The organism is Rathayibacter sp. AC182 (genome assembly GCF_979253875.1).
The window spans coordinates 228,173-252,714 of sequence record NZ_CEEDEK010000005.1 but is presented as its reverse complement, the minus strand read 5'-3'; the positions used below and the strand labels follow the sequence as shown (position 1 = coordinate 252,714).

Below are 24,542 nucleotides of genomic sequence, written 5' to 3'. Positions count from 1 at the left end.
CGGGGATGCTCCGAGTGCTCCACGGCACCGGCGCAAGCCCGCGCGGACGGGCTCCGACGCGCCTACCGTGGAAGGAGAAGGACACGCAGACCGCGCCCTCACGAAGGAGCTCGACCCATGACGCAGATCCCCACCACCGCCACGCCCGCCAGAGGTGCCCGCGCACGCCGAGGAGCCCGCGCATGAGCCGCGGCGTCGCCGTCGTCACCGGAGGCACCGCCGGACTCGGTCGCGCCACCGTGCGCGAGCTCGCGAAGCGCGGATGGGACGTCGCGGTGCTCGCCCGGGGCGAGGACGGGCTCGCCGCGACGGTCTCCGAGATCGAGCAGGCGGGTCGCCGGGCCCTCGGGGTGCCGACAGATGTCGCCGACCGCGAGGCCGTCGAGGCCGCCGCCGACCGCATCGAGGCCGAGCTCGGTCCGATCGAGCTGTGGGTCAACGACGCGATGGTGGGGGTGTTCGGCGAGTTCCTGTCGACCGAGCCCGCCGACTTCGACGCGCCGTCGCCGTCAACTTCTTCGGCTTCGTCAACGGCACGCGCGCGGCGCTCTCGCGGATGACCCCGCGCGGCCGCGGTCACGTGATCCAGGTCGGCTCGGCCTCGCGCACCGCGGCATCCCGCTCCAGGCTGCGTACTGCGCCTCGAAGTTCGGCGCGCGCGGCTTCACCGAGGCGGTCACGGCCGAGCTCCCGCACTCCAAGAGCGCGATCAGGCTGTCCGAGGTCGACATGCCGGCGCTGAACACCATCCAGTTCAACTGGGTGAAGTCGCAGCTGCCGCACCACCCGCAGCCCGTGCCGCCCATCTACGAGCCCGAGGTGGGGGCGATCGCCATCGCCGACGTGGCCGACGAGGCCGCGCCGGCGCACCTGGGTCGGCGAGCCGACCGCGGGCACGATCCTCGGCGACCGCTTCGCGGGCGGCTTCCTCGACTGGTACCTGGCGCGCAACGCCTTCGACGGGCAGCAGGCTCCCGACGTCACGGAGCCGATGCTCGCCGAACAACGTCTACGAGCCGGTGCCCGGCGACCACGGCGCGCGCGGCCTCTTCAGCGACCGCGCGCGCACCATGACCCCGCAGATCTGGATGATCCGCCACCGCGCGGCGAGAGCTACGCGGGGGCCGGCCGTCGCGGCGGCGGCCGGCGTGGTCGGCGTCGTCGCGGCTCTGCGGAGGAGGTGGACCGTGACCGACGTCGACGTGGTCGTCGTCGGGGCGGGTCCGAACGGCTCCGCCGCGGCGCTCACCCTGGCTCGGGCGGGCCTCTCGGTCTCGCTGTTCGAGCGCAACGAGCGGATCGGCGGCGGCGCGCGGACGGCCGAGCTGACGCTGCCCGGCTTCCACCACGACGTCTGCTCGGCGGTGCATCCGATGGCCCTCGCGTCGGAGTTCTTCCGGCGCTTCCGGCTCGACGAGCGGATCGACCTGCGCGTCCCCGAGATCTCGTACGCGCACCCGCTCGACGGCGGGCGGGCGGGGATCGCCTACCGCGACCTCGAGCGCACGGTCGAGGCCCTCGGCCGCGACGGGGCCGCCTGGCGCTCGCTGATGGGCCCGCTCGCCCAGCGGGCCGACCGCGTCGCCGGCTTCACGAACGACGCGCTGCTGCGCGTGCCCACCGATCCGAGCGCGTCCTCGTGCGGTTCGGCCTGCGGGTGCTCGAGCAGGGCTCGCCGTTCTGGAACCTGCGCTTCAGAGAGGACGTGGCCCCGGCCATGCTCGCCGGCGTCGCCGCGCACTCGATCCGCCCGATGCCGAGCCCGTCGACGGCCGCGGCGGCGCTCGCCCTCGGCACCTACGCCCACGCGCGAGGCTGGCCCGTGCCGGTCGGCGGCAGCCAGTCGATCGTCGACGCGATGGCCGCGGATCTCCTCGCGCACGGCGGCACGATCGAGACGGGCGTCGAGGTGACCTCGCTCGAGCAGCTGCCGAGCGCCCGGGCGACGCTCTTCGACCTCACTCCGGAGGCGCTGCTCCGCCTCGCCGGCGACCGGCTGCCCGCGGCCTACGCGAAGGCGCTGCGGATGTTCCGCTACGGCAACGGCGTGGCCAAGGTCGACTTCGCCCTCGACGGACCGGTGCCGTGGACGAACCCCGAGCTCGCCCGCGCGGGCACGCTGCACGTGGGCGGCACCCGGGCCGAGATCGCGCGCAGCCGAGCGCGACGTGGCGCAGGGCCGCCACAGCGAGAACCCCTACGTGCTCGTCGCGCAGCCCTCGCTCGCCGATCCGGGTCGCGCGCCCGAGGGCAAGCAGGTCCTCTGGGCCTACACGCACGTGCCCCGGTACTCGCCCGCGCACCAGAAGGAGGCGATCACCGCGCAGATCGAGCGGTTCGCGCCGGGCTTCCGCGACCGCATCCTCGGCGTGTCCTCGATGACCGCGCGCGACATGGAGCAGTACAACCCCAACTACCTCGGTGGCGACATCGCGGCCGGAGCGGCGAGCGTCGCGCAGCTGGTCTCGCGCCCCGTGCCGTCCCCCGATCCGTGGCGGACGCCGGCCGAGGGGCTCTACCTCTGCTCGTCCTCGACCCCTCCGGGTCCCGGTGTGCACGGCATGGCGGGCTGGCACGCCGCCCACAGCGCCCTGCGGCACGAGTTCGGGATCCGCGCGGGCGCCCGATCTGGCACCCTGAAGGACGGAGTGGCCCCGCCGGGCGCGCTCCACCGCCCGCCGAGAGCCCACGAAGGAGCCCGCGATGTCCCGCAACACCCGCGTCTTCCACTGCCCGCCCGAGTCCGTCTTCGCCGCCCTGTCCTCCGGGTGGCTCTTCCCCTCGTGGGTCGTGGGCGCCTCCCGGATGCGGAAGGTCGACCAGTGACTTCCCGCACGTGGGCTCGCAGCTGCACCACTCGTTCGGGCTGTGGCCGCTCGTGATCGACGACCGCACCACGGTGCTCGAGTGGGACCCGCCGCACCGCTTCGTCATCCAGGCGGCCGGTTGGCCGATGGGCGAGGCGCGGGTGCGGATCGAGGTGGAGCCGCACAAGGACGGCTGCCGCGTGCGCATGCACGAGACGGCCGTGAAGGGGCCGGGCACCCTCATCCCGAAGCCGCTGCTGCGCTCGTTCCTCTGGGTGCGCAACATCGAGGCGCTGCAGCGCCTCGCGCACATGGCGGAGGCGGGTGCCGGCGGACGCGTGCTCGCCCCGAGCGCCCTGCCGTCCCCGCGCGACCGCGAGGGCGTCGACACTCCGAAGCACCTCGTGCCGCGGCTGCTCGGCACCGTCGCCTCGGTCGCCGTGGGCTCCCTGGCGCTGCGCGCGGTGCGGGCGGCCGTGCGGCGCGCCGCGCCTAGGGTCAGACGATGCGCTCGATGAGCCGCACGTGGTGCACGGCGACACGCGTCGGCTCGCCCTCGAAGGCGGCCGCGCGCTCGGGCGAGTCCAGGTACGTCTTCTCGATCGCGAGGAACGACTCCGCGTCGCCCGGGGTGCTCACCGCCCAGACGAACTCGTTCACCTCGCGGTCGGCGTAGGCGAACTCGATCCGGAAGCCCAGCGCCTCGCGCGCCGGCACGATCCTCGCCCGGAACCAGGCAAGGAAGTCGTCGATCACCCCGTCGACCAGCTCGTAGCGTCGGAGTTGGATGGTCCTGGTTCTCGGCGGCGTCGCTCATGCGATCGACGGTACCGGACACGGGGTCGCCGCATCCCGACGTCTACGCCGCACTCCCACCCGACCGGCCGCACCCCGCCGCACCCCGCCCGCCACCGCCGAGGAGGCACCCCCTGGATCCCCGCCGCCACCGCGCCCTCGCGCTCCTCGTCGCCGGCTGCTTCTTCATGGAGAACCTCGACGCGACCATCGTGACCACGGCGGCTCCCGCCATCGCGGCCGACCTGGGCGTCGACTCCGCCGCGATCGCGATCACCGTGACCGCGTTCCTGCTCACCGTCGCGGTCCTGATCCCGGCCTCCGGCTGGCTGAGCGAGCGCTTCGGCGTGCGCCGCGTCTTCGCCCTGGCGATCGCGGTCTTCACGCTCGCGTCCCTGCTGTGCGCCCTCAGCCCGACCCTGCCGGCGCTGATCGCCGCGCGGGTGCTGCAGGGGGTCGGCGGAGCGCTCATGGTCCCGGTCGGCCGTCTCGCGGTGCTGCAGGTCACGCCGCGCGAGCGCATCATCGAGGCCATCGCGATCCTGGTCTGGCCGGGGCTGGTGGCGCCGATCGTCGCTCCGTTCGTCGGCGGGCTGCTCACGACGTACGCCTCGTGGCACTGGATCTTCCTGATCAACCTGCCGCTCGGGGCGGTCGCGTTCGTCCTGGCGCTGCGCATCGTCCCGGTGGCAGGGAGGCGCACCGCCTCCTGGACGTCGTCGGCCTCGTGCTCGTCGCCGTCGGACTCGGCGCGCTCGTCGGTGCCTCGGGACTGGTCGCCGCCTCCGTCTCGGACCCGCGGGCGCTGACGCTCGCCGTCGCGGGCCTCGCGGTGACGGCGGTGGCCGTGCGGCACCTGCGCCGCGCGCCGCATCCGCTCGTCCGCCTCGACGCCTTCCGCTTCGCGACGTTCCGGGTGGCGAACGCGAGCGGATCGCTGTACCGGGCGACGATCAACGCTGTCCCGTTCCTCCTGCCGCTGCTGTTCCAGGACGCGTTCGGCTGGAGCCCGGTGCAGGCGGGATCCGTCGTGCTCGCGCTGTTCGTCGGCAATCTGGCGATCAAGCCGGCCACCACGTGGCTGCTGCGGACGCTGGGGTTCCGCACCGTGCTCGTCGTCTCGAACGCGATCGGAGTCGCGTGCATGGCGGCGATGGCGTTCCTCACTCGGAGGTGCCGATCGCCGCGGTCGTCGCCCTGCTCGTGCTCAGCGGCGTCGCCCGCTCAGCCGGCTTCACCGCCTACAACACCGTCACCTTCGCCGAGGTGCCGGCCGAGGAGATGTCGGGCGCGAACACGCTGAGCGCGACCACGCAGCAGGTCGCGGCGGGCTTCGGCGTCGCGGTGGGCGGCGTCGCCCTCGCGGTCGGCACCCTGCTGGGCCCGGACCTCGTGCCCTACCGCTTCGCCTTCCTGGTGATCGCGGCGCTGACCCTGGTGCCGCTCGTGGCGGCGGCGCGCCTGACCCGCGACTCCGGCAGCGAGCTGACCCGCTGACGGAGAGGGCCGCCTGCGGCGGAGGGTCGGGCGGGTGGGGTCAGAGGGCGCCCTGCTCCGGTGTGCCCGCGGGGATCGGGACGAGGCGCACGATGCGCGGCGGCTCCTGCAGCAGGCCCTCGAGCGAGGCGTTCAGGCGCGCGACCGGCTCGCCTGCGCCGTGGGCGTCGAGCTCGGCCGCGCTGGTCCACTTCTCGATCATCACGACGGTGCCGTCGGGCGCGTCGTGGATCGAGTAGAGCTCGCAGCCCGGCTCGCCGTGCACCTCGGCGATGCCCGCGCGCAGGGCGTCGACCATGCGCTCGCGAGCGCCCTCGGCGGGGGTGAAGACGACGTGGACGACGACGGGAGCGGTCATGGCGGGGTTCCTCACGGTGGGCGGGGCGGGAGCGTCCACGCTACTCCGCCGGGCTACTCCGCCGGACCGGTGCCCTCGCCGAGGCCGAGCGCCATGCCGTCGAGGAGGTCGTGCGCGGTCGACGTGACGGAGTCGAGACCGGGCGAGGCGCTGCTCGCGGCGCGCAGGACCTCGCCCCAGATCAGCGCGCCGGCGGCGATGACGTCCTCGCGGCCGGCGCGCAGGTAGGGCAGCGCCGAGGCCTCGGCCGGGGAGAGCCGGGCGAGGCCGTCGCGGGCGGCGAGCACGTCCTCGAGCGGCAGGGTCGCCTCGAGCGCGTCCCGGTCGTACGCGCGGAGGCCGAGCGCGTGCGCGGTGACGGTCAGCACCGTGGCGGCGACTCCGACCACGCTGCGAGCCTGCGAGAGGTCGACGGACGAGGCGGCTGCAGCGCGGTGCGGACGTCCGACCGCATCGCCTCCCGCTCCTGCTCGCTCGGCGCCTCGGCCCGGCGGTGGCGCTCGGTGAGGCGGACGCTGCCGACGTCCATCGAGTGCGCCTGCTCGGGCGCCGCATCGCCCAGGACCAGCTCCGTCGATCCGCCGCCGAGGTCGACGACGAGCACCGGGCGCGCGCTGTCGACGGCGCCGGTGGCGCCCCGGAAGGAGAGCGCGGCCTCCTCCTCGCCCGTGATCGTCTCGGGGCGCACCCCGATGATCCGCTCGACCGCGTCGAGGAAGGCGTCGCGGTCGGCCGCGTCGCGGGTGGCGGAGGTCGCAGCGAAGCGCAGCCGCGTCGCTCCGGCGTCGCGGACGAGATCGGCGTAGTCGCGGGTGACGGCGAGGGTGCGCTCGAGGGCCTCCGGGTCGAAGCGGCCCGTGCGGTCGACTCCGTGCCCGAGGCGGACGAGCTCGGTGCGGCGGAGGACGTCGACGAGGCGCCCGCCCTCGACGTCGGCGATCAGGAGGCGGAGGAGTTCGTGCCGCAGTCGAAGGCGGCGACGCGCGTGGAGGCCATGCCGCCATCCTCCCGGACGCTGCTCGGGCGCCCGGGAGCACCGCCGCTAGCCTGGGAGGACGAGCCGAAGGAGCCCCCGTGCACGATCACCACGTCCGCGTCCACCGCGGCGAGGAGAACCTCGCACCGCACGGGTCAGCTGGCCCACGCGCTCGCCGGCCTCGCGGTCTGACCCCGTCGCCGTCGACGACGAGGTGGCCGAGATGGTCGTCAACCGGGTCATCGACAACGCCGCCGTCGCGACCGCCTCCCTGCTGCGCCGCCCCGTCGTGGCCGCGCGCTCGCAGGCGCTCGCGCATCCCGCCTCCATCGGGGGAGAGGGTGCGGTCGTCGTCGGAGTGGATCCCGCCCGCCGCGTCTCGCCCGAGTGGGCCGCCTGGGCCAACGGCGTCGCCGTGCGCGAGCTCGACTACCACGACGACGTTCCTCGCGGCCGAGTACTCGCATCCGGGCGACAACATCCTCCGCTCGTCGCGGTCGCCCAGCACGCCGGCATCGGCGGCGCGCAGCTCGTGCGCGGCATCGTGACCGCCTACGAGGTGCAGGTCGACCTGGTGAAGGCGATCAGCCTGCACCGGCACAAGATCGACCACGTGGCGCACCTCGGCCCGTCGGCCGCCGCGGGGCTCGGCACGCTGCTCGGTCTCGACGTGGCGACGACGGAGCAGGCGATCGCGCAGGCGCTGCACACCACCACCGCCACGCGGCAGTCCCGCAAGGGCGAGATCTCGAGCTGGAAGGCGTACGCGCCGGCCTTCGCGGGCAAGATGGCGATTGAGGCCGTCGACCGGGCGATGCGCGGCGAGACCAGCCCGTCGCCGATCTACGAAGGCGAGGACGGGCGTGATCGCCTGGCTGCTCGACGGCGCCGACGCGTCGTACGACGTGCCGCTGCCCGACCGCGGCGAGGCCAAGCGCGCGATCCTCGACACCTACACGAAGGAGCACTCCGCCGAGTACCAGGCGCAGGCGCTGATCGACCTCGCCCGCCGCCTGCACCACTCCCACCCCGAGGCGGCCGACCCCGAGCGCGTCGAGCGCATCGTGATCCACACCTCGCACCACACCCACTTCGTCATCGGCTCGGGTGCGAACGACCCGCAGAAGTACGACCCGGCGGCCTCCCGCGAGACGCTGGACCACTCCGTGCCGTACATCTTCACGGTCGCCCTGCAGGACGGCGCCTGGCACCACGTTCGCAGCTACGCCCCCGAGCGGGCGGCGCGGGCCGACACCATCGCGCTCTGGCACCGCACGACGACCGAGGAGGACGCGGAGTGGACGCGCCGCTACCACTCCGAGGACCCCGCCGAGAAGGCGTTCGGAGCGCGCGTCGAGATCCTGCTGACCGACGGCACCACGATCGTCGACGAGATCGCGGTGGCGGATGCGCATCCGCTCGGCGCCCACCCGTTCTCGCGCGAGCAGTACGTGTCGAAGTTCCGCACGCTCGCGGCCGACGTGCTCGAGGAGCGCGAGATCGAGCGGTTCCTCGACCTCGCGCAGCGGCTGCCGGAGCTGACGCCCGAGGAGGTCGGTCGGCTCACGGTGGTGGCGGCGCCGGGTGTGCTCGCGTCGGTAGAGTCGCCGCGCGGCCTGTTCTAGCCGGTCGTGCAGCGGCGTTCCGAGACGTGTCCGGCTGTGGTGGATCTCGATACGCCCTCTGCGAGGGCTACTCGATCAGCAGAGGGAGGGTCCTCGCGAGGGCTACTCGATCTGCGGAGAGTCGCTGGTCGAGTAGCCGCAGAGCGGCGTATCGCGACCCGCCGTCACCGGGAGGGTGGATCTCGATACGCCCTCTGCGAGGGCTACTCGATCAGCAGAGGGAGGGTCCCCTGCGAGGGCTACTCAATCTGCGGAGAGTCGCTGGTCGAGTAGCGGCGGAGTGGCGTCTCGAGACCCGCCGCGTCAGAGCAGGGCGTCGGTCAGGTGGTCCGGGGTGCCGAAGCGGTGGGCGGTGATCGAGACGGCCTGCTCGCGGACGAACGGCAGCAGCTCCAGGCGTCCCGACTCCGTGACCGCCCCCGCGTAGACGGCGAGGTCCGGACGGCCGCCGGTGACCGCGGTCACGGTGGAGGCCGGCGCGCCGAGCAGGCGCACCCGGCCCGCTCCGTGCGCACGGACCCGCCGCGACCAGGCGGCGTCGTCCTCCACGACCACGTCGGCGACCGCAGCCGTTGCGGCGGCGACCTGCGGAGGCAGCGACGTCGTGCTCGACACGACCACCGCTCCTCCGACGCCCGCCGCCGCAGCGACGACCTGCACGAGCGAGCCCACCGGCTCGCCCTCGGCCAGGCGCACCAGAACGGGGGAGCCGTACGCGAGCCGCCGGAACACGTTGCGCTCGGCCGCGAGCCCGGTCACGTCGCGGGGCGCGTGCTCCGCGAGCGTCTCGGCCGCGCTGCGCGCCGTCCGCTCGACGGCCTCGGCCTCTGCCGCGGACAGCTCCGCCCGGGCTGCCGCGACGAGTCTCGCCGCGGCAGCAGGCACCTCCGCCGTCGCCCTCGACGCGCGGGGCGTCCACGTGCCGAGTCCGAGCAGGTAGTCCGGCCCGCCCGCCTTGGTGCCGGGGCCGACCGCCGACTTCTTCCAGCCGCCGAACGGCTGCCGCTCGACGATCGCGCCGGTGATGCCGCGGTTCACGTACAGGTTGCCGGCCTGGATACCGCCGAGCCAGGTGCCGATCTCGGCGGGGTCGAGCGCGTGCAGGCCCGAGGTCAGTCCGTAGTCGACCTCGTTCACGAGCGCGATCGCGTCGTCGAGCGTCGGCGCGGTCATGATGCCGAGCACCGGTCCGAAGTACTCGGTGCGGTGGTACTCGGAGCCGCGGCGCACGCCGTCGCGGACCCCCAGGCTCCACAGGCGTCCGGAGTCGTCGAGCTTTCTCGGCTCGAGCAGCCAGCTTCTCTCCGGCGCCCAGCTCGGTCAGCCCGCGCAGCAGCTTTCCGGCGGCGGGCTCGATGACCGGCCCCATCCGCGTCGCCGGGTCGGTCGGGTAGCCCACGGTCAGCGAGGCGACGGCGTCGAGCAGCTGCGCGCGGAACCGCTTCGAGCGGGCCACGGAGCCGACCAGCACGACGAGCGACGCGGCCGAGCACTTCTGGCCGGCGTGCCCGAACGCGCTCGAGACGACGTCCTTGACCGCGAGGTCGAGGTCGGCCGAGGGAGTGACGATGATCGCGTTCTTGCCGCTGGTCTCGGCGAGCAGCGGGAGGTCGTGCCGGAACGAGCGGAACAGCTCCGCCGTCTCGTACGCGCCGGTGAGGATCACGCGGTCGACGGCGGGCGAGGCGACGAGATCCGCGCCGAGCTCCTCCTCCGGGAGCTGGAGCAGCAGCAGGGCCTCGCGCGGCACCCCCGCGGCCCAGAGCGCCTCGGCGACGACCGCGCCGCAGCGCACCGTGGGTCCGGCCGGCTTGAGCATCACGGCCGACCCCGCGGCCAGGGCGGCGAGCACACCGCCGGCCGGGATCGCGACCGGGAAGTTCCAGGGCGGCGCGACGAGCGTCAGCTGCGCCGGATGGAACTCCGCGCCGTCGACAGCGTCGAGCTCGCGGGCGCGCTCGGCGTAGTAGTGCGCGAAGTCGATCGCCTCCGACACCTCCGGGTCGCCCTGGTCGAGCGTCTTGCCGGCCTCGGCCGCCATCACCTCGAGCAGGTCCGCCCGGCGCGCCTCGAGCTCGTCGCCCGCGCGGTGCAGGATCCGGGCGCGCTCGTCGGCGGGGACGCGACCCCAGGCGAGCCCGGCCTCGCGCGTCGTGGTGAGCGCCGACTCCAGCTCGGGGAGGGCCCCGATCGTGGCGGATTCGATGCTGTCGATGCCGAGCCGGGAGGAGGGGACGCGCGAGAGGATCGCGTCGGCCCAGTCGCGGTTCGCGGCGACGGAGGGGTCGGTGTCGGGCGTGCTGCGGAAGTCGCCGAAGCCGGGTCGGCCGCTCGCGGCGAAGCGGTCGGGGACGCGGTGCGCCGGCGGGACCGCTCCGTCCAGCGCCGCGACCGAGGCGCGGAACCGCGCCTCCTCCCGGGCGAACAGCTCGGGCTGCGCCTCGAGCTCGAACACCGCCGACATGAAGTTCTCGCTCGACGCGCCCTCCTCCAGCCGGCGGATGAGGTACGCGATCGCGACGTCGAACTCGGCCGGGGCGACGACCGGCGTGTAGAGCAGGAGCGACCCCACGGTGCGGCGGACCGCCTCGGCCTGGCCCTGCGCCATGCCGAGCAGCATCTCGTACTCGACGCCGTCGCGGACCCCGCGCTCGCCCGCCAGCAGCCACGAGTAGGCGACGTCGAAGAGGTTGTGGCCGGCCACGCCGACCCGCACATTGCGGATGCGCTCGGGGTGCAGCGCGTAGTCGAGCACGCGCTTGTAGTTCGTGTCCGAGTCCTGCTTGGTGCCCCAGGTGGCGAGCGGCCAGCCGTGCACCGAGGCCTCGACCTGCTCCATCGGCAGGTTGGCGCCCTTGACCACGCGCACCTTGATGCCCGCACCGCCGCGGGCGCGACGGCCGGCGCTCCACTCCTGCAGCCGGATCATCGCCGACAGCGCGTCGGGCAGGTAGGCCTGCAGCACGATGCCGGCCTCGAGGTCGTGGAACTCGGGGCGGTCGAGCAGGCGGGTGAAGACCGCGATCGTGAGGTCGAGGTCCTTGTACTCCTCCATGTCGAGGTTGACGAACTTCGCCGGAGTCGCGGTCGCTGCGCGGGCGAACAGCGGAGCCAGCTCGTCGACGATGTCGTCGACCGCCGCGTCGAAGGCCCACGGGTTGTGCGGGGCGACGGTGGAGGAGACCTTGATCGAGACGTAGTCGACGTCGTCGCGGGCGAGCAGTCGGTGCGTGCCCTCGAGGCGGCGCTGCGCCTCCTTGCGGCCGAGCACGGCCTCGCCGAGCAGGTTCATGTTGAGGCGGACGCCCTCGCGGCGGATCTTCGCGATCGCGGGGCCGAGCTTCGCGTCGGTCGCGTCGATGATGAGGTGCCCGACCATCTGCCGGAGCACACGGCGGGCGATCGGAACGACGACGTCGGGGAGGATCGAGGCCATCGCGCCGCCCAGGGCGACCGCGCCGCGCATCGGGGCGGGCAGGAACCGGGGCACGCCGCCCGCGATCGAGCGCAGCGCCGCAGCGGCGACCCGGGTGTCCTCGGGGCGGACGACCCCGTCGACGAAGCCGACGGTGAAGTCGAGGCCGGTGGGGTCCTTCAGCACGCCGGCGAGCTGCGCGCCGGACGCGTCGGTGGGGATGCCGGCGGCCTCGCGGAGCCACCGGCGCACGAGCGCGACGCTCGCGTCGACGAGCCGGGGATCCACGGAGTCGGCGGACGGCGCGGTGGTCGCGGCGGGACGTGCGGCGAGGTCGGTCACGGTGGTGCCCTTCGGCTCGTGCGCCGAGGGGTGGGCGGCGTCTCCCCTCAGTATTCGACCGGGTACCGTTGAGCAGAAGCGATCATTCCTGACCGGTACCGGTCAGCTGAGCTGATGAATTGGAGGGTCGCCGTGCTCGACGTCCGCCGCCTGGTCCTGCTGCGCGAGGTCGCCGTCCGCGGCACGCTCGCCGCCGCCGCCGAGGCCCTCGCCTACAGTCCGTCCGCCGTCTCGCAGCAGCTCAGCGTGCTGGAGCGCGAGACCGGAGTGGAGCTCCTGCGCAAGGTCGGGCGGCGGGTGCAGCTCACTCCGCAGGCCGAGATCCTCGTCGAGGCGGCTGGGGAGGTGCTGGCGCTGCTCGAGCGGGCGGAGGCGGCGCTCGCCGCGTCGGGGGAGTCGGTCACCGGACGCGTGCGGGTCGCGGTCTTCCAGTCGGCCGCCCTGGCGCTGATGCCTCGGGCGCTGCGCTCCGCGGCCGAGCGGTTCCCCGAGGTGCGGGTCGAGATGGTGCAGCGCGAGCCGGAGGGGGCGCTGCACGAGACGTGGGCGCGCGAGTTCGACCTCGTGATCGCCGAGCAGTACCCCGGCCACTCGACCTCGTGGCTGCCCGGTCTGGTGCGGGCCGACCTGACCAGCGACGCGATCCGCCTCGCGGTGAGCCGCGACCTCCGCCGTGCGGAGCCTCGCCGACGCTCGCGACGAGGCCTGGGTGATGGAGCCGCGCGGCACCGCCAGCCGCCACTTCGCCGAGCAGCTCTGCCGGGTCGCCGGCTTCGAGCCCGACGTGCGCTTCGAGACGGCCGACCTGCAGGCGCAGATCCGCCTGGCCGCCTCGGGCAACGCGGTGGCGCTGATGCCGGACCTGGTGTGGGCGGGCGGCGAGCCGGACTGCCGCCTGCTCGAGCTGCCGGGAGCGCCCCGGCGCACGATCTTCACGGCGCAGCGCGAGGCGGGGCTGGCGACACCGGCGGTGCGGGTGGTGCGGGAGTGCCTGGAGGAGGCGGCGAGCGCGTACGCGTGAGGAGGAGCGCTGCTCCTCCGCATCCGCTCGCCGCTGACCGCCTCCACTGATCTCGGGGACCCGGCTGCCCGGATCGCCGGACGCTGCTTCACTGCGGGCATGACATCGGACGGAGAGACCCCCGCGCCGGAGGCGCTGCTCGGTGAGGTGCGCGAGCGCGGGGATCGGGCGGCCGAACTGGCGCGCGCGGCGTCGCCGATCCTGCTCGCCTCCGCGGAGGAGCTGTACGCGGGGCACCGGACGGCGATGGCGCGGCCGGAGTCCTTCGCCCGCGGGCTCGCCGATCCCGCCTCGGACGATCTCGCCGAGCGATCGGTCAGAGCCGAGTTCGCTGTCGCCCTCGGGGTGTCCGAGCGGGCGGTCGCGCGGGAACTCGAGCATGCGGCGCTTCTGATCGAGGACCTCCCGCTCACTCGGGCGGCACTGGCGGCGGCCCGGATGCGCTGGGAGGCGGGGCAGATCATCTGCGCGATCGCGGCGACGCTGCCCGTGCAGTCCCGGCCCACCTTCGACGAGAGCGCCGCCGACCTGGCCGTGGCAATCACTCCGACGCAGCTGCGACGCGCGCTCGCCCGTCTGCGCGAGGAGCTCCACCCGGAGCCGCTCACCGAGCGTCACGCTCGGGCGCGCGAGAACCGTGCCGTGTGGATCACCCCGGAGACCGACGGCATGGCGATGCTGTGCGCGCACTTGCCCGCGACGGTCGCGCTGGGCATGCACAGCAGACTCGACCGCATCGCCCGGACCCTGCGCGACGGCGTCGATCCCGACGGCGCCTCCGGCGACCCGCGGACCCTCGCGCAGCTGCGGGCCGATGCCCTCGCCGACCTCGTCTGCGACGGAGACCTCGTCGACACCACGCCCTCACCCGACCCCGAGACCCGGCGGCGCGCCGTCGTGCCGGGGGTCCGTGCTCAGGTGCAGCCTCACGGTCGCGGCGAGCACCGCCCTCGGCCTCGACGACGCGCCGGCCGAACTGGACGGCTACGGGGCCGTGCCCGCCGACTCCGCTCGTGCGCTGCTCGTCTCGACGCTCACGCGGGTGGTGACGGAGCCCGACACCGGCGCCGTGCTCTCGGTCGGGCGCACCCATCGGCTCCCGCCCGAGCGCATGCGGCTCTTCGTGCAGCTGCGTGACGAGACCTGCCGGTTCCCCGGCTGCACTCGCCCCGCCTCATCGGCCGAGGCCGACCACACCGTCGAATGGCGCCACGGGGGTGAGACCGGGCCGCACAACCTGGCCTCGCTCTGCACCGCGCACCACCACGTCCGTCACGGCGACCGCTGGACCTACGTCCTGCATCCCGACGGCACCGCCGACTGGACCACTCCGACCGGTCGGCGGGTCGTCACCCGACCGCCGGGCTACGCCCTGCCCGCGATGCGCCGCTCGTTCCGCCGCCGGCGTCGCGCCCGTCGCTCGCCGGTGAGGACCCACCGGTTCTCTGACGCGCCTCGAGGCGCGGAAGCGTCCTCCCCTGCTTGCTCGCGGGGCCGAGCCGGCCGCGGGTGCTCGTGGGTGGAGATCCGTCTCGCCGCCGGTTTCCGGCTCGCGCCTCACGCCGGCGCGTGCACCAGCTCCGAGACCCGGCGCTTGTACTCGTTGAACTCCGGTGCGGTGACGTCGCGCTCGCCGGTGAGGTCGATGGGCACGATCTCGCTGATGTGCCCGGGGACCCCGTGCGAGGCGCCGCCCGTCATCACGACGACGCGGTCGGCGAGGTAGACCGCCTCCTCGATCGAGTGCGTGACGAAGAGGACCGTGGTGCGCGTCTCGCGGTGGATGCGCTTGAGCTCGATCTGCAGGTCGGAGCGGGTGAGCGCGTCCAACGCGCCGAACGGCTCGTCCATCAGCAGCACCGAGGGCTCGTTGGCGAGGACTCGGGCGATCGCGACGCGCTGCTGCATGCCCCCGGAGAGCTCGCCCGGGTACCGGTCGGCGAAGCGGGTGAGCCCCACCGCCTCGATGAAGCGGTCGGTCACCTCCGGCACGGCCGCCTTGGACAGCTTCTGCGCCGCGGTCCGTACGCCACGTTCTCGCGCACGCTCAGCCAGGGGAAGAGACCGTAGTCCTGGAACACGACGCCGCGATCGGGTCCGGGCGCCGAGACCGGGGTGCCGCCGACCTCGACGACGCCCTCGGTCGCCTCCTCGAACCCGGCGAGGATCCGCAGCAGCGTGGACTTGCCGCAGCCGCTCGCTCCGACGACGGCTACGAACTCGCCGGAGGGATGTCGAGCGTCACGTCGGCCATAGCCAGCACGCCGCCGTTCGCCGTCTCGTAGCGCTTGACGAGGTCGAGCACGTGGACGTCCGCAGTGCGGACAGCGGGGGTCGCGACGGTCATCGGGCACCTCTTCTTCGAACGGGTCGTCGGACGGGCCGTCGGACGGCTCGTCGGGAGCGCGCTCACCGTCGGCAGCCCCTCACGAGATCAGCGGCCGGCGGCCGAACAGCAGGCGGAACACCAGCAGCAGCAGCCGGTCCGAGGCGAATCCGGCGATCGCGATGCAGATCATCCCGACCACGATCAGATCGGTGCGCACCACGTCGCGGGCGAGGAAGATCGTCGAGCCCAGCCCAGTGCTCACCCCCGTGGTCTCGCTCAGCACGAGCACCACCCACGCGAGCCCGAGCCCGACGCGCATGCCGTTGACGATCGCGGCCGCGGAGGCCGGCAGCACGACCCGAGCGAGCACGCCCGCGGTCCCGGTGCCCAGCATCCGTGCCGCCTCGATCAGCCGGGGCGGCACCTGGCGCGCGCCGCTGATGGTGCCGAGCACGATCGGGAAGAACGCCGACAGCGTGGGATCAGGAAGATCGACGCCTGGTCGCCGTAGCCGATCAGGAGCGCCACGAGCGGCACCCACGCGGTCGCGGGCACCGGGCGGAACAGGTTGATGAACGGATCGAACAGCGAGTTCACCGTGTAGTAGCGCCCCATCAGAACGCCCAGCGGGATCGCGAGGAGCGTCGCGAGCGCGAAGCCGCCGAACACGCGCCCGGCGCTCGCCCCCAGATCGGTCCACAGGAGCCCGCTGAACGCGTCGTTCGAGCCCGCCGAAGGCGTAGTCGATCAGCGAGACCAGGACGTCGCCCGGGTAGGGCAGGAACGCCATCCGGATGCCGAACGGCAGCTCCCACTCGCCGGCCCGCCCGAACTGCCAGAGCAGGACGAACAGGATCGGCACCGGCAGGCCGAGCAGGAAGGTCCGCAGACCGCCGCGCCCGGGCTGGCGCCGGCGCTTCGTGGTCGAAAGCCGCTCGGTGGCGGTCGAGGGCTCCAGGGTCGTGGTCATCGCGCGGCCGATCAGGACGTCGGCGCGAACGTCGTGTCGACGACGTCCTCGATCGCGGGCGCCTCGTCGATGAAGCCGAGCTCCTGCATCTGGCCCGCGAGCGCCTCGAGCTGGCCCTGGTACTCCTCGGTCAGATCGGAGCGGAGCCAGAAGTTCTCGAGCGCCGACTCGAGCACGTCCTGGTCGCCGCCGAACTCGGCGATCATGTCGGGCAGCCACTCGTCGACGTTCTCGCTCATGTGCTCGGTGGTCGCCGCGTGCGTGTCGACCACCTTCTGCACGACCTCCGGCTGCTCCTCGATCATCGCGCCGGTGGTGACGAGCCCGATGTTGACGCGGCCGATCGGAGTCGCGTACGGGTCGGCGATCTCGGTCGCGCCGGCCGCCTCCGCGATCGAGACGCCGATCTCGACGCCGAAGAAGGCGTCGATCGAGCCGCTCGTGTAGGCCGACGCCATCTCGGGCACGGGGATCGTGGTCAGCTCGAGGTCGGAGTCGGTGAGGCCCGCCTCCTCGAGGTAGTAGCGCAGGGCGACCTCCTGGGCGCCGCCCTGGATGTAGCCGACCTTCTTGCCCGCGAGGTCCTCGACGGAGGAGATGCCCTCGCCGCCGAGGAAGCCCGACCCGCCGTCGGCGGCGGAGGCGACGATCGTCAGGTCGCGGTCCTGGGCGACGGAGGAGATGGTCGGGGTCACACCCGAGATCGCGAAGTCGATGGTCCCGGCGACGAGGGCGTCCGAGAGGGGCGGGCGTGGTGTCGAGGGTGATCACCTCGAACTCGACGCCCTCCTCGGCGAACTGCTCGTAGAGGAAGGGCTGGTAGAAGTGCGGCTGGCCGCGCAGGGTGCCGACCGTCACGGTGACGCTCTCGCCGCCTCCGTCACCCGAGTCGGTGCCGGCGTCGCTCGCGCCGGAGCAGGCGACGAGCGAGAGGGTGGCGGCCAGGGCGCTGCCCAGCGCGAGGGCGCGGACGGCGGTGCGGGAGGTGGTCGGGCGCATGGGCGGGCTCCGTCGAGGTGGGGATGGCGCGGCCCGCCGTGCTGTCGGCGGGGCGGCCGGGTCGCCTCCTACTCAACCGCCCGCAGATGCTGGGGGGTTTCTGAGGGGTTTCGGATGTGTAAAACCCGGCCGCGTTCATCGAGGCCACCCCCGTTCGTCACCGCCCCGACCTTCTGGGAGAGGCCTCCGCAGCGCTACGGTCGCGGCATGGAGCAGGCGCGGCGCGGCGAGGTGGTGGCTCTGCCCGTCGCGGCGCTCGTGTTCGCGGCCGGCGCGGCACTGGCGTTCGGTCTGGGCGATGCCCTCGAGGCCGTCTCGGACGAGGCGTTCGCGCTGTCCTGGATCCTCGGCTGGGCGCTGCTGGCGTGGTCGGCCCTGCTCGGCGTCCTCGCCGTCGCGCTGCTCGCCGCGCGGCGACCGCCTCGCGGGCGGGCCTGGGAATCTGCGTCGCCGCGGTCGCGGTGATCGTGGTCGTCGCGGCGACGCATCCGCTCGTCGGGTCGGGCGCCGGCACCGGCTGAGGCGTCGCGGGTCAGACTCCCCAGTTGACGAAGGGCGCGCGGATGCCCGACACCGTCACCTCGTCCTCCGCCAGCACGCCCACGGTGTGCGTCAGCTCGAAGCCGTCGAGCGTGCCGACCGGTGTGGTGTCGAAGTCGAACAGCCCGGGGGCGCCCTCCTGGACGCTGTCGGGGTGCTCGGCGCGCACCTCCTCGGCGGCGTCGCCCACCGCCACTCCGGCGAGGGTGCTGATCGCGACGTCGCCCACCGCGGGGGCGTTCGCGGCGAGGAGGAAGTCCGGCTCGGGGTACTTCGTCTCCGGACCCCCGGCGTCGTAGACCTCGGTGTCCTTGAAATCGAAGCCGGGCCAGCTCGAGTTCCGGGTGCGGTAGCCCTCGTAGGGGATCTCGTCGGATTCCGCGGGGGCGCTGCCGAAGGCCTCGGTGAGAGCGGCCACCGCACCCGTGCCGTCGCGGTACTCCCACGTGCCCAGCTCGGTGCCGTCGGCGTCGACCAGCGAGAACGAGGTGGGGCCGATCAGCAGGCTCGCGGCGTCCGCAGCGGTGGGCGTCGGGATCGCGGTCGGCGTGGCAGATGCAGTCGGGCCGGCGGTGGGCGTCGCGGTCGATCCCGGTGCGGTCGATCCCGGCGCACCCGTGGCGGAGCCGGTCGGCTCGGCCACCGGATCGGCGGAGGGGGTGCAGCCGGTCAGGCCGGTCAGAGCGGCGAGTGCGGCAGCGCCCAGGAGCGTGCGGGAGCGGAGGTGCATGGCGGAGGACCCTCGGGAGCGGACGACGGAGGCGCGGACCGTCCCCCTGACCTCATCCTCGGTCCTGTCGCGGAGAAGTCGGCACCGGATCCCGTAACGATCCGGTGCATCGGATCCCGTAACGATCCGGTGCATCGGATCCGCCGTCCACCCCTGTCGCTGCGAGCGGGCACGCGGTCGACTGGCTGCGGCTCGCGCTCCGCGGGCACTGCGAGGAAGAAGGACCGCATGACCACCTGGCTCATCACCGGCTGCTCCACTGGACTCGGGCGCGCGCTCGCACAGGCCGTCCTGGCGCACGGCGACAGCGTCGTCGTCACCGCGCGCGACGTCGACTCCGTCCGGGACATCGCCGAGCCGTATCCCGGAACCGCGCTCGCCGTCGCCCTCGACGTCACCGACGAGGCGCAGGTCGCCGCCGCGGTCCGTGCCGCCGAGGAGCGGTTCGGGCAGGTCGACGTGCTCGTCAACAACGCCGGCTACGGCTACCGCGCGGCCGTGGAGGAGGGCGACGAGGACGACGTGCAGCGCCTCTTCGACACGCAGCTCTTCGGCTCCGTGCGCACGATCAAGGCGGTGCTGCCCGGGATGCGCTCGCGCCGCTCCGGCACGATCGTGAACCTCTCGTCGATCGGCGCGCGGATCTCGCCGGAGGGGTCGGGCTACTACGCCGCCGTCAAGGCGGCGATCGAGGCGCTGACGCCTGCTCCGCAAGGAGGTCGCGCCGCTGGGGATCCGCGCCTTCTCGGTCGAGCCCGGCGGCTTCCGCACCGACTTCGCGGGGCGCTCGCTCACGCAGTCGGCCGAGCCGATCGCCGACTACGCCGAGACGGCGGGCAAGCGCCGCAAGGAGCACGACACCGTGCACGGCACCCAGGCGGGCGACCCGGAGCGGGCCGCGGCCGCGCTGATCCGGGTCGTCGGATCGGAGTCGACCCCGTCGCTCCTCCTGCTCGGCAACGATGCGCAGGACGCGTTCCGCGCCGCACCTCGACGCGCTGCGCGCGGACGCCGACGAGTGGGAGCAGCTGAGCCGGAGCACCGACTTCGACTGACGGAGCAGCGGCTCCGAGCCGGCAGAGCCGTCAGCCCGTCGCCTCCGAGAAGGGGAGGACGAGCAGGGTCGAGGTGGCCGTCGCGACCAGGCGCCCCTGGGAGTCGGTGACCCGCGCCTCGGCGAACGCGACGCGCCGGCCCGGCTTCACGACCGTGCCGATCGCGAGCAGCTCGCCGCTGTCGCGGTGCACGCCGCGGAGGTAGCTGACCGTCAGGTCGAGCGAGGTGTAGCCGACTCCGGCGGGCAGCGTCGACTGCACGGCGCAGCCCGCGGCGGAGTCGAGGGCCGTGCAGACGAAGCCGCCGTGCACCAGCCCGATCGGGTTGTAGTGCGACTCGTCCGGTCGGCAGCGGAAGACGACGCGGCCCTCCTCGACCTCGGCCAGATCGGTGTTCATCAGCGCGGTGATCGGCGGGGGCGGGATCGTGCCGTCCTTCATCGCGCGGAGGTGATCGAGTCCGCTCATCCGCCTCGCCGCCTCCGCCGTGGCCATCGGATCGTGCCAGGTGATCGTCCTGCTGCGCTGGTCGCTCATGCTCGTCCCTCCTCGCCACGTCGTCGTGGGTCGCGATCGCACCCTACGCCCGCGACCGCGCCGCTACGCCGACTCGCGTCGGACGAACTCCGTCGCCAGCTGCACGTGGGCCGGCTGCTCGCCGTCGATCTCGGCGAGCAGCAGCCGGGTCATCTCGCGCGCGATCCGCTCGAACGGCTGGCGCATCGTCGTGATCGCGGGAGTCGCAGCGCTCGCCGCGGGGCTGTCGTCGAAGCCGCCGACCGCCACGTCCTCGGGCACGCGACGGCCCGACGCGAGCAGCACGGCGATCGCGCCCGCGGCCATCCGGTCGTTCGCGGCGAAGACGGCGTCGACGCCGGGGGAGGAGTCGAGCAGCCGGGTCATCGCCTCGGCGCCGCTGCGCTCGGACCAGTCGCCGTACTCCACCCGTCCCGCCGCCCCCTCGCCGAGCGCGTCCCGGTAGCCGTCCACCCGGAGGGAGGCGCCGAGGCGGTCGTCCGGCCCGGCGATCATGACGGGGCTGCGGCGGCCGAGGCTCAGCAGGTGCTCCGTCATGCGGCGGGCGCCCTCGCGATCATCGGCCGCGACCCAGCCCGCGCCGCCGCCGCGGCGGTCGGGAGTGCCGCAGCAGACGACGGGCATGCCCGCGGCGCGCAGCTCGTCGAGGAGGGTGAGGTCGCGGCTCCACGACACGAGCATCACTCCGTCGATCTGCCCGGTGCCGAGGAAGTCGAGGGCGTGCCGCTTCGAGGCGTCGTCGGCGGCGAGGAGGAGGACCATCGCGTGGCCCTGCTCCGCCAGCGCCTTCGAGACGTGGGTGAGCAGGACGGCGACGTTGGGGTCGGCGAAGAGGCGCTCGACGTCCTCGCCGAGCACGGAAGGCGATCGCTCCGGCGCGGCGGCGGCGCAGGCCTCGGGCATGGGCGTTGGCCCGGTAGCCCGTGCGCCGCACGGCCGCGTCGACGGCGCGCTGCGCGTCGGGACTCACCCACTTGCCGCCGTTCAGTGCGCGCGAGACGGTGCCGCGGGAGACGCCGGCGGCGGCGGCGACGTCGTCGATGGTGGGGCGCCGCGGAGGATCGCCGACGGGGGTCATCGCCCCAGTGTAGGCACCGGGCGCACTCCTGGAAACGATCACAGTCACCGCGCAGTCATCGGCACGGCTGGCGCCACCGAATCGGGCTTTCGACACTGGGAGCGATGACAGCTAGCCTGACCGGGCACCCGCCGCTCACCGCGGGCAGCGAGCCGATCCGAAGGAGCATCAGGGATGACCGACCGCGCCGACACCGCCGACCGTTCCGACACCGCCGGCACCGGCACCGCCGCCTCCGCTCCGGGGCTCCTCGCCGAGACCGCCACCGTCCGGCACGTCCCGTGGGAGCGCGAGCGGCACGAGCCGCCGATGAGCACCGTCGAGGACCCGCACTCCCGCTACCGCCTCACCGATCGGTCCGTCCTCCGCGACGGCCGCCCCTTCGTCCCGGTCTCGGGCGAGTTCCACCTCACCCGCGTGCCGCGCGAGCGCTGGGAGGAGCGCCTGCGTCTGATGCGCGCGGGCGGCGTGAGCGTCGTCGCCTTCTACGTCATCTGGATCCACCACGAGAGCGTGCGCGGCGAGCGCCGCTTCGACGGCGACCGCGACGTGGCCGCCTTCGTCGACCTCTGCGCCGCGATCGGCCTCGACGTCGTGCTGCGCATCGGGCCGTGGGCGCACGGTGAGGTCCGCAACGGCGGCTTCCCCGACTGGGTGCAGGAGGCGCCGGTCGCGCACCGCACCGACGACCCGGAGTACCTCGCGCTGGTCGAGCCCTGGTACGCCGCGATCGGCGAGCAGCTCGCCTCCCGCTGCGGTCCCGACAGCCCGGTCGTCGCGATCCAGCTCGAGAACGAGCTCTACGACCAGCCCGAGCACTTGCGCACTCTGAAGCGGATGGCGCGCGCTGCCGGTCTCTCGGCTCCGATCTGGACCGCGACCGGCTGGGGCGCCGCGGACCTGCCGACCGACGAGGTCATGCCCGTGTTCGGCGGCTACCCCGACGGCTTCTGGCTCGATCACGACCAGCCGTGGGACGACACGTTCCGCGAGCACTTCTTCTTCTCGCACGTCTGGGACGACCCGGGCATCGGCGCCGATCTGCGGCAGGGCGTCGCGCTCGAGGCGCCGCGCACCCTGTCGGAGCTCTATCCGGCCGCGACCTGCGAGCTCGGCGGCGGCATGGCGCTCGCGTACCAGCGCCGCCCGCGGGTCGAAGCGCTCGACGTCGCCGCGGTGGCGCACGACAAGATCGGCAACGGCTCCGCCTGGCAGGGCTACTACATGTTCGCCGGCGGCCGGAATCCGGGGCCGGACCTGCAGGAGTCGCAGGCGACGGGCTACCTGAACGACATGGCCGTCTTCGACTACGACTTCCGCGCGCCGATCGGAGCGACGGGCCGCACGTCCGCGAGCTTCGGCCTGCTGCGCCGTCAGCACGCGATGCTCGCGGCCTTCGGCGAGACGCTCGCCGAGATGCCGTCGAGCCTGCCCGACGTGCGGCCGGAGGGGGTGCGCGATGCGACGACGCTGCGCTGGGCCCTGGCGGAGCGACGGCACGAGCGGTGTCGTCCTCATCACCTGGCACCAGCCGCACGAGCCCCTCGCCGATCACCCGGGGGTGCGCTTCGAGGTCGTGCTGGAGGAGCGGACCGTGCTCTTCCCGGCCGAGCCCGTGCGGATCCCGGTCGGCACGATCGCGCACTGGCCCGTCGGGCTCGTGCTCGGCGGAGTCGAGCTGGAGTGGGCGACCGCGTCGCTGCTCACGGTGCTCGAGGGCGAGCGGCCGACGCTGGTGCTCGTCGCCGAGGAAGGCGTCGCCCCCGAGCTGCGCTTCGCGGACGGGACGGCCCTGATCGTCGACGGCACCGCGGTCGACGGTGCCGCGGTCGACGGTCCGCTCCTCCGTCTCGACGGCGACGAGCCGGTGCTCGTCACCGCCGACGGCGCACTCGACGTCCTCGTCCTGCCCGCCGCGATCGGCGCCGAGGCCTGGGCGCTCGACGGCGACTCGGGGGTGCGGCTCGTGCTCAGCGCGGAACCGCTGTGGACGGACGCCGACGGGCGGCTGGTCTCGGACGGCGCCGCCGTGCGCCCGGCACCGCGCGAGTACCGCGACGGGACGTTCGTGGCGGCGACCGGCTCCGTCGACGCCCCGGCGGACGCGCCGTCGGTGCGACCCGTGGTCCTCGAGGAGCTGCGCCCGGCGGGCTCGCCGCCCGCGTCCTACGGCGGTCGCGACGGCCGCGCCGCGGCGCCCCGCGACTCCGACTTCGCCGCCCACGCCTCGGCTCACCGCCTCGTCCTGCCCGACCCGTCGGCGCGGGCCGTCCGGCGGGAGCTCGAGATCGACTGGGCGGGCGACGTCGCCCGGGTGCTCGTCGACGGCGTCCTGCGCGCCGACCGCTTCTGGAACGCCGACGGCTGGGTCCTCGACCTGGACGACCTGGGCGTCGGCCCCGACTCGGAGGTCGTCGTCGAGATCCTGCCCCTCGCGCGCGGCGCCGAGGTGCGGCTCCCGGACGACGCCGAGGCCCTCCGCGGGGCGTCGGAGGAACCCCTGCACGAGCTCGGCGCGGCGCGGGTGGTCGACGTCTTCCGGTGGACGCAGGCCTGAGCGGAGTGACGCGGGGCCTGCCCACACACGATCGTCGATATTATCCGTTCATGACGACAGAAGCAGCTGCTGTCCTGAAGGATGCGCGACAGCGGTCCGGTCTGCAGCAGGCTGAGCCCGCGGCGCGGGCCGGAGTCCCTCAGAGCATGATCAGCGCCTACGAGAACGGACTGCGCGAGCCGACGCTGCCGACGTTGCGCCGCCTCCTCTCCGCAGCCGGATTCGGGCTCGCCCTCGCCCTCGAGCAGGATCCCTCCTCCCCGGCGCCGCTCTCCGGTCCCGTCGGTCGGCGGGTGCGGCAGCGGCGTGCGCAGATGAGGCGGGTGCTGCGCGACCGCGGCATCGTCGGGGCGCGGATCTTCGGCTCGACCGCCCGCGGCGACGACCGCTCGGACAGCGACGTCGACCTGCTGATCGAGGTGCCGGCAGGGATGGGGCTCCTCGCGCTGCTGTCGCTCCAGCACGAGCTCGAAGACATCGTCAGGGCTCCGGTCGACCTCGTGCCGACCGACGGTCTCAAAGAGCACCTGCGTCCTGCGGTGGACACTGATTCGATCCCGCTGTGAGCCGGGAGCCGCTGCACCGGCCCGAGGACGTCCTCGTCGCCGTCTCCGCGATCGAGGACCATCTGTCCCGCGGAGATCTGGACGACGGCCTCGTCTTCGATGCTGTGCGGATGCGCCTGGTCGAGATCGGCGAGGCGGTGAAGGATCTGCCCGCCGATCTCCTCGCCACCGAGACAGGAGTGCCCTGGCGCGAGGTCACGGGAATGCGCGACCGGCTCGCACATCGTTATTTCGACACGACCCACGCGGTCGTGCGGGCGACGGTCGACTCCGAGCTCCTCGCCCTGCGGGCGGCGGTCGAGCGGCTGATGTCGACAGCCGACCCGAGCAGCACCTGACGCCCGC

General features: G+C 73.8%; 25 protein-coding genes and 5 pseudogenes. 17 read left to right on the top strand and 13 right to left on the bottom strand.

From position 1 onward, the window contains the following. The first annotated feature begins 182 nt into the window (after positions 1-182). From AC0CII_RS11550 to AC0CII_RS11530, 5 genes and pseudogenes are all read left to right on the top strand, one after another. A complete protein-coding gene (locus AC0CII_RS11550) occupies positions 183-560 on the top strand; it encodes an SDR family NAD(P)-dependent oxidoreductase (protein WP_465229502.1) in 378 nt (125 codons plus the stop codon). Positions 561-729: 169 nt separating this feature from the next. Further along, positions 730-1,074: a hypothetical protein gene (locus AC0CII_RS11545; RefSeq protein ID WP_465229501.1), complete on the top strand. Its 345-nt coding sequence runs from the start codon at positions 730-732 to the stop codon at positions 1,072-1,074. A gap of 113 nt (positions 1,075-1,187) precedes the next feature. After that, positions 1,188-2,640: pseudogene (locus AC0CII_RS11540) on the top strand (phytoene desaturase family protein). A 63-nt stretch (positions 2,641-2,703) separates the two neighbouring features. Next, a complete protein-coding gene (locus AC0CII_RS11535) occupies positions 2,704-2,826 on the top strand; it encodes a hypothetical protein (protein WP_465229500.1) in 123 nt (40 codons plus the stop codon). Between the two features lie 10 nt (positions 2,827-2,836). Next, the gene (locus AC0CII_RS11530) at positions 2,837-3,325 is read left to right on the top strand and encodes an SRPBCC family protein (RefSeq protein WP_465229499.1); all 489 of its coding nucleotides are present in this window, start codon (positions 2,837-2,839) and stop codon (positions 3,323-3,325) included. Here the strand turns inward: AC0CII_RS11530 and AC0CII_RS11525 are convergent. Further along, entirely contained in the window at positions 3,306-3,563 is a 258-nt protein-coding gene (locus AC0CII_RS11525) for a hypothetical protein (protein ID WP_465229498.1), read from the bottom strand. The genes AC0CII_RS11530 and AC0CII_RS11525 overlap by 20 nt on opposite strands. Positions 3,564-3,622: 59 nt before the next feature. On the opposite strand from AC0CII_RS11525, the gene AC0CII_RS11520 reads away from it, so the two are divergent. From AC0CII_RS11520 to AC0CII_RS11510, 3 genes are read left to right on the top strand one after another with little or no spacing between them, the layout of a single operon-like run. Then, entirely contained in the window at positions 3,623-4,411 is a 789-nt protein-coding gene (locus AC0CII_RS11520) for an MFS transporter (protein WP_465229497.1), read from the top strand. After that, the gene (locus tag AC0CII_RS11515; protein ID WP_465229496.1) at positions 4,330-4,905 is read left to right on the top strand and encodes a hypothetical protein; all 576 of its coding nucleotides are present in this window, start codon (positions 4,330-4,332) and stop codon (positions 4,903-4,905) included. Before AC0CII_RS11520 ends, AC0CII_RS11515 begins: the two co-directional genes overlap by 82 nt. Further along, positions 4,884-5,099: a hypothetical protein gene (locus AC0CII_RS11510; RefSeq protein WP_465229495.1), complete on the top strand. Its 216-nt coding sequence runs from the start codon at positions 4,884-4,886 to the stop codon at positions 5,097-5,099. Before AC0CII_RS11515 ends, AC0CII_RS11510 begins: the two co-directional genes overlap by 22 nt. 40 nt (positions 5,100-5,139) lie before the next feature. Here the strand turns inward: AC0CII_RS11510 and AC0CII_RS11505 are convergent, their stop codons facing one another. From AC0CII_RS11505 to AC0CII_RS11495, 3 genes are read right to left on the bottom strand one after another with little or no spacing between them, the layout of a single operon-like run. Continuing rightward, positions 5,140-5,457 (bottom strand): putative quinol monooxygenase, encoded by a 318-nt coding sequence (locus AC0CII_RS11505; protein WP_207407413.1) that lies wholly within the window; start codon positions 5,455-5,457, stop codon positions 5,140-5,142. Between the two features lie 53 nt (positions 5,458-5,510). Next, a complete protein-coding gene (locus AC0CII_RS11500; protein WP_465229494.1) occupies positions 5,511-5,846 on the bottom strand; it encodes a hypothetical protein in 336 nt (111 codons plus the stop codon). Continuing rightward, positions 5,819-6,397, bottom strand: coding sequence for a Ppx/GppA phosphatase family protein (locus AC0CII_RS11495; RefSeq protein WP_465230880.1), 579 nt, complete (start codon positions 6,395-6,397; stop codon positions 5,819-5,821). Before AC0CII_RS11495 ends, AC0CII_RS11500 begins: the two co-directional genes overlap by 28 nt. Here AC0CII_RS11495 and AC0CII_RS11490 point away from each other — a divergent pair. The 3 genes and pseudogenes from AC0CII_RS11490 (at position 6,329) to AC0CII_RS11480 (ending at position 8,058) form a co-directional block, all read left to right on the top strand. After that, entirely contained in the window at positions 6,329-6,625 is a 297-nt protein-coding gene (locus AC0CII_RS11490) for a hypothetical protein (RefSeq protein ID WP_465229493.1), read from the top strand. The two genes, AC0CII_RS11495 and AC0CII_RS11490, sit on opposite strands and share 69 nt — an antisense overlap. Positions 6,626-6,656: 31 nt before the next feature. Beyond that, positions 6,657-7,238: pseudogene (locus AC0CII_RS11485) on the top strand (MmgE/PrpD family protein); the annotation flags it as partial. Positions 7,239-7,296: 58 nt separating this feature from the next. Beyond that, positions 7,297-8,058 carry an MmgE/PrpD family protein gene (locus AC0CII_RS11480; RefSeq protein WP_465229492.1) on the top strand — a complete coding sequence of 254 codons (762 nt, stop codon included), beginning with the start codon at positions 7,297-7,299 and terminating at the stop codon, positions 8,056-8,058. 303 nt (positions 8,059-8,361) lie between these two features. Here AC0CII_RS11480 and AC0CII_RS11475 read toward each other — a convergent pair. After that, positions 8,362-11,815 (bottom strand): annotated as a pseudogene (locus AC0CII_RS11475) (bifunctional proline dehydrogenase/L-glutamate gamma-semialdehyde dehydrogenase). 132 nt (positions 11,816-11,947) lie between these two features. Between AC0CII_RS11475 and AC0CII_RS11470 the strand changes: the two are divergent. Beyond that, positions 11,948-12,836: pseudogene (locus AC0CII_RS11470) on the top strand (LysR substrate-binding domain-containing protein). Positions 12,837-12,935: 99 nt separating this feature from the next. Then, positions 12,936-13,973, top strand: coding sequence for a DUF222 domain-containing protein (locus tag AC0CII_RS11465; RefSeq protein WP_465229491.1), 1,038 nt, complete (start codon positions 12,936-12,938; stop codon positions 13,971-13,973). A 420-nt stretch (positions 13,974-14,393) separates the two neighbouring features. Here AC0CII_RS11465 and AC0CII_RS11460 read toward each other — a convergent pair whose 3' ends face one another. From AC0CII_RS11460 to AC0CII_RS11445, 4 genes are all read right to left on the bottom strand, one after another. Continuing rightward, positions 14,394-14,828, bottom strand: a complete 435-nt coding sequence (locus AC0CII_RS11460; protein ID WP_465229490.1) for an ABC transporter ATP-binding protein — start codon at positions 14,826-14,828, stop codon at positions 14,394-14,396. Beyond that, positions 14,816-15,190, bottom strand: a complete 375-nt coding sequence (locus AC0CII_RS11455) for an ATP-binding cassette domain-containing protein (protein WP_465229489.1) — start codon at positions 15,188-15,190, stop codon at positions 14,816-14,818. Before AC0CII_RS11455 ends, AC0CII_RS11460 begins: the two co-directional genes overlap by 13 nt. Positions 15,191-15,262: 72 nt before the next feature. Further along, positions 15,263-16,135, bottom strand: coding sequence for an ABC transporter permease (locus AC0CII_RS11450; protein ID WP_465229488.1), 873 nt, complete (start codon positions 16,133-16,135; stop codon positions 15,263-15,265). Positions 16,136-16,146: 11 nt separating this feature from the next. Further along, positions 16,147-16,830: an ABC transporter substrate-binding protein gene (locus AC0CII_RS11445; protein ID WP_465229487.1), complete on the bottom strand. Its 684-nt coding sequence runs from the start codon at positions 16,828-16,830 to the stop codon at positions 16,147-16,149. Here AC0CII_RS11445 and AC0CII_RS11440 point away from each other — a divergent pair. Continuing rightward, complete coding sequence (locus AC0CII_RS11440) at positions 16,817-17,599, top strand: hypothetical protein (RefSeq protein ID WP_465229486.1); 783 nt, start codon at positions 16,817-16,819, stop codon at positions 17,597-17,599. The genes AC0CII_RS11445 and AC0CII_RS11440 overlap by 14 nt on opposite strands. 67 nt (positions 17,600-17,666) lie before the next feature. Here AC0CII_RS11440 and AC0CII_RS11435 read toward each other — a convergent pair whose 3' ends face one another. Further along, the gene (locus AC0CII_RS11435) at positions 17,667-18,404 is read right to left on the bottom strand and encodes a hypothetical protein (RefSeq protein WP_465227669.1); all 738 of its coding nucleotides are present in this window, start codon (positions 18,402-18,404) and stop codon (positions 17,667-17,669) included. A gap of 228 nt (positions 18,405-18,632) precedes the next feature. On the opposite strand from AC0CII_RS11435, the gene AC0CII_RS11430 reads away from it, so the two are divergent. Further along, a complete protein-coding gene (locus tag AC0CII_RS11430; protein WP_465229485.1) occupies positions 18,633-19,436 on the top strand; it encodes an SDR family NAD(P)-dependent oxidoreductase in 804 nt (267 codons plus the stop codon). A gap of 53 nt (positions 19,437-19,489) precedes the next feature. On the opposite strand, the gene AC0CII_RS11425 is transcribed toward AC0CII_RS11430, so the two are convergent. From AC0CII_RS11425 to AC0CII_RS11415, 3 genes and pseudogenes are all read right to left on the bottom strand, one after another. Next, positions 19,490-19,996, bottom strand: a complete 507-nt coding sequence (locus AC0CII_RS11425) for a PaaI family thioesterase (RefSeq protein ID WP_465227671.1) — start codon at positions 19,994-19,996, stop codon at positions 19,490-19,492. Positions 19,997-20,059: 63 nt separating this feature from the next. After that, the gene (locus AC0CII_RS11420; RefSeq protein ID WP_465229484.1) at positions 20,060-20,854 is read right to left on the bottom strand and encodes a LacI family DNA-binding transcriptional regulator; all 795 of its coding nucleotides are present in this window, start codon (positions 20,852-20,854) and stop codon (positions 20,060-20,062) included. Between the two features lie 109 nt (positions 20,855-20,963). After that, positions 20,964-21,074, bottom strand: a pseudogene (locus AC0CII_RS11415) (LacI family DNA-binding transcriptional regulator); the annotation flags it as partial. Positions 21,075-21,248: 174 nt separating this feature from the next. Between AC0CII_RS11415 and AC0CII_RS11410 the strand changes: the two are divergent. After that, a complete protein-coding gene (locus AC0CII_RS11410) occupies positions 21,249-24,197 on the top strand; it encodes a beta-galactosidase (RefSeq protein ID WP_465229483.1) in 2,949 nt (982 codons plus the stop codon). Continuing rightward, on the top strand, positions 24,194-24,535 hold the full coding sequence (locus AC0CII_RS11405) for a HepT-like ribonuclease domain-containing protein (protein WP_465229482.1): 342 nt from the start codon (positions 24,194-24,196) through the stop codon (positions 24,533-24,535). The genes AC0CII_RS11410 and AC0CII_RS11405 overlap by 4 nt, the downstream gene beginning before the upstream one ends. Positions 24,536-24,542: the final 7 nt, after the last annotated feature.

What these genes read in the sequence shown, in the direction of transcription:
- AC0CII_RS11425 (WP_465227671.1), bottom strand. Translation starts at nt 19,996, where the DNA reads ATGAGCGACCAGCGCAGCAGGACGATCACCTGGCACGATCCGATGGCC.
- AC0CII_RS11435 (WP_465227669.1), bottom strand. Translation starts at nt 18,404, where the DNA reads ATGCACCTCCGCTCCCGCACGCTCCTGGGCGCTGCCGCACTCGCCGCT.
- AC0CII_RS11465 (WP_465229491.1), top strand. Translation starts at nt 12,936, where the DNA reads ATGACATCGGACGGAGAGACCCCCGCGCCGGAGGCGCTGCTCGGTGAG.
- AC0CII_RS11410 (WP_465229483.1), top strand. Translation starts at nt 21,249, where the DNA reads ATGACCGACCGCGCCGACACCGCCGACCGTTCCGACACCGCCGGCACC.
- AC0CII_RS11505 (WP_207407413.1), bottom strand. Translation starts at nt 5,457, where the DNA reads ATGACCGCTCCCGTCGTCGTCCACGTCGTCTTCACCCCCGCCGAGGGC.
- AC0CII_RS11440 (WP_465229486.1), top strand. Translation starts at nt 16,817, where the DNA reads ATGGTCGGGGTCACACCCGAGATCGCGAAGTCGATGGTCCCGGCGACG.
- AC0CII_RS11545 (WP_465229501.1), top strand. Translation starts at nt 730, where the DNA reads ATGCCGGCGCTGAACACCATCCAGTTCAACTGGGTGAAGTCGCAGCTG.
- AC0CII_RS11520 (WP_465229497.1), top strand. Translation starts at nt 3,623, where the DNA reads ATGCGATCGACGGTACCGGACACGGGGTCGCCGCATCCCGACGTCTAC.
- AC0CII_RS11430 (WP_465229485.1), top strand. Translation starts at nt 18,633, where the DNA reads ATGACCACCTGGCTCATCACCGGCTGCTCCACTGGACTCGGGCGCGCG.
- AC0CII_RS11535 (WP_465229500.1), top strand. Translation starts at nt 2,704, where the DNA reads ATGTCCCGCAACACCCGCGTCTTCCACTGCCCGCCCGAGTCCGTCTTC.
- AC0CII_RS11510 (WP_465229495.1), top strand. Translation starts at nt 4,884, where the DNA reads ATGTCGGGCGCGAACACGCTGAGCGCGACCACGCAGCAGGTCGCGGCG.
- AC0CII_RS11550 (WP_465229502.1), top strand. Translation starts at nt 183, where the DNA reads ATGAGCCGCGGCGTCGCCGTCGTCACCGGAGGCACCGCCGGACTCGGT.
- AC0CII_RS11450 (WP_465229488.1), bottom strand. Translation starts at nt 16,135, where the DNA reads ATGACCACGACCCTGGAGCCCTCGACCGCCACCGAGCGGCTTTCGACC.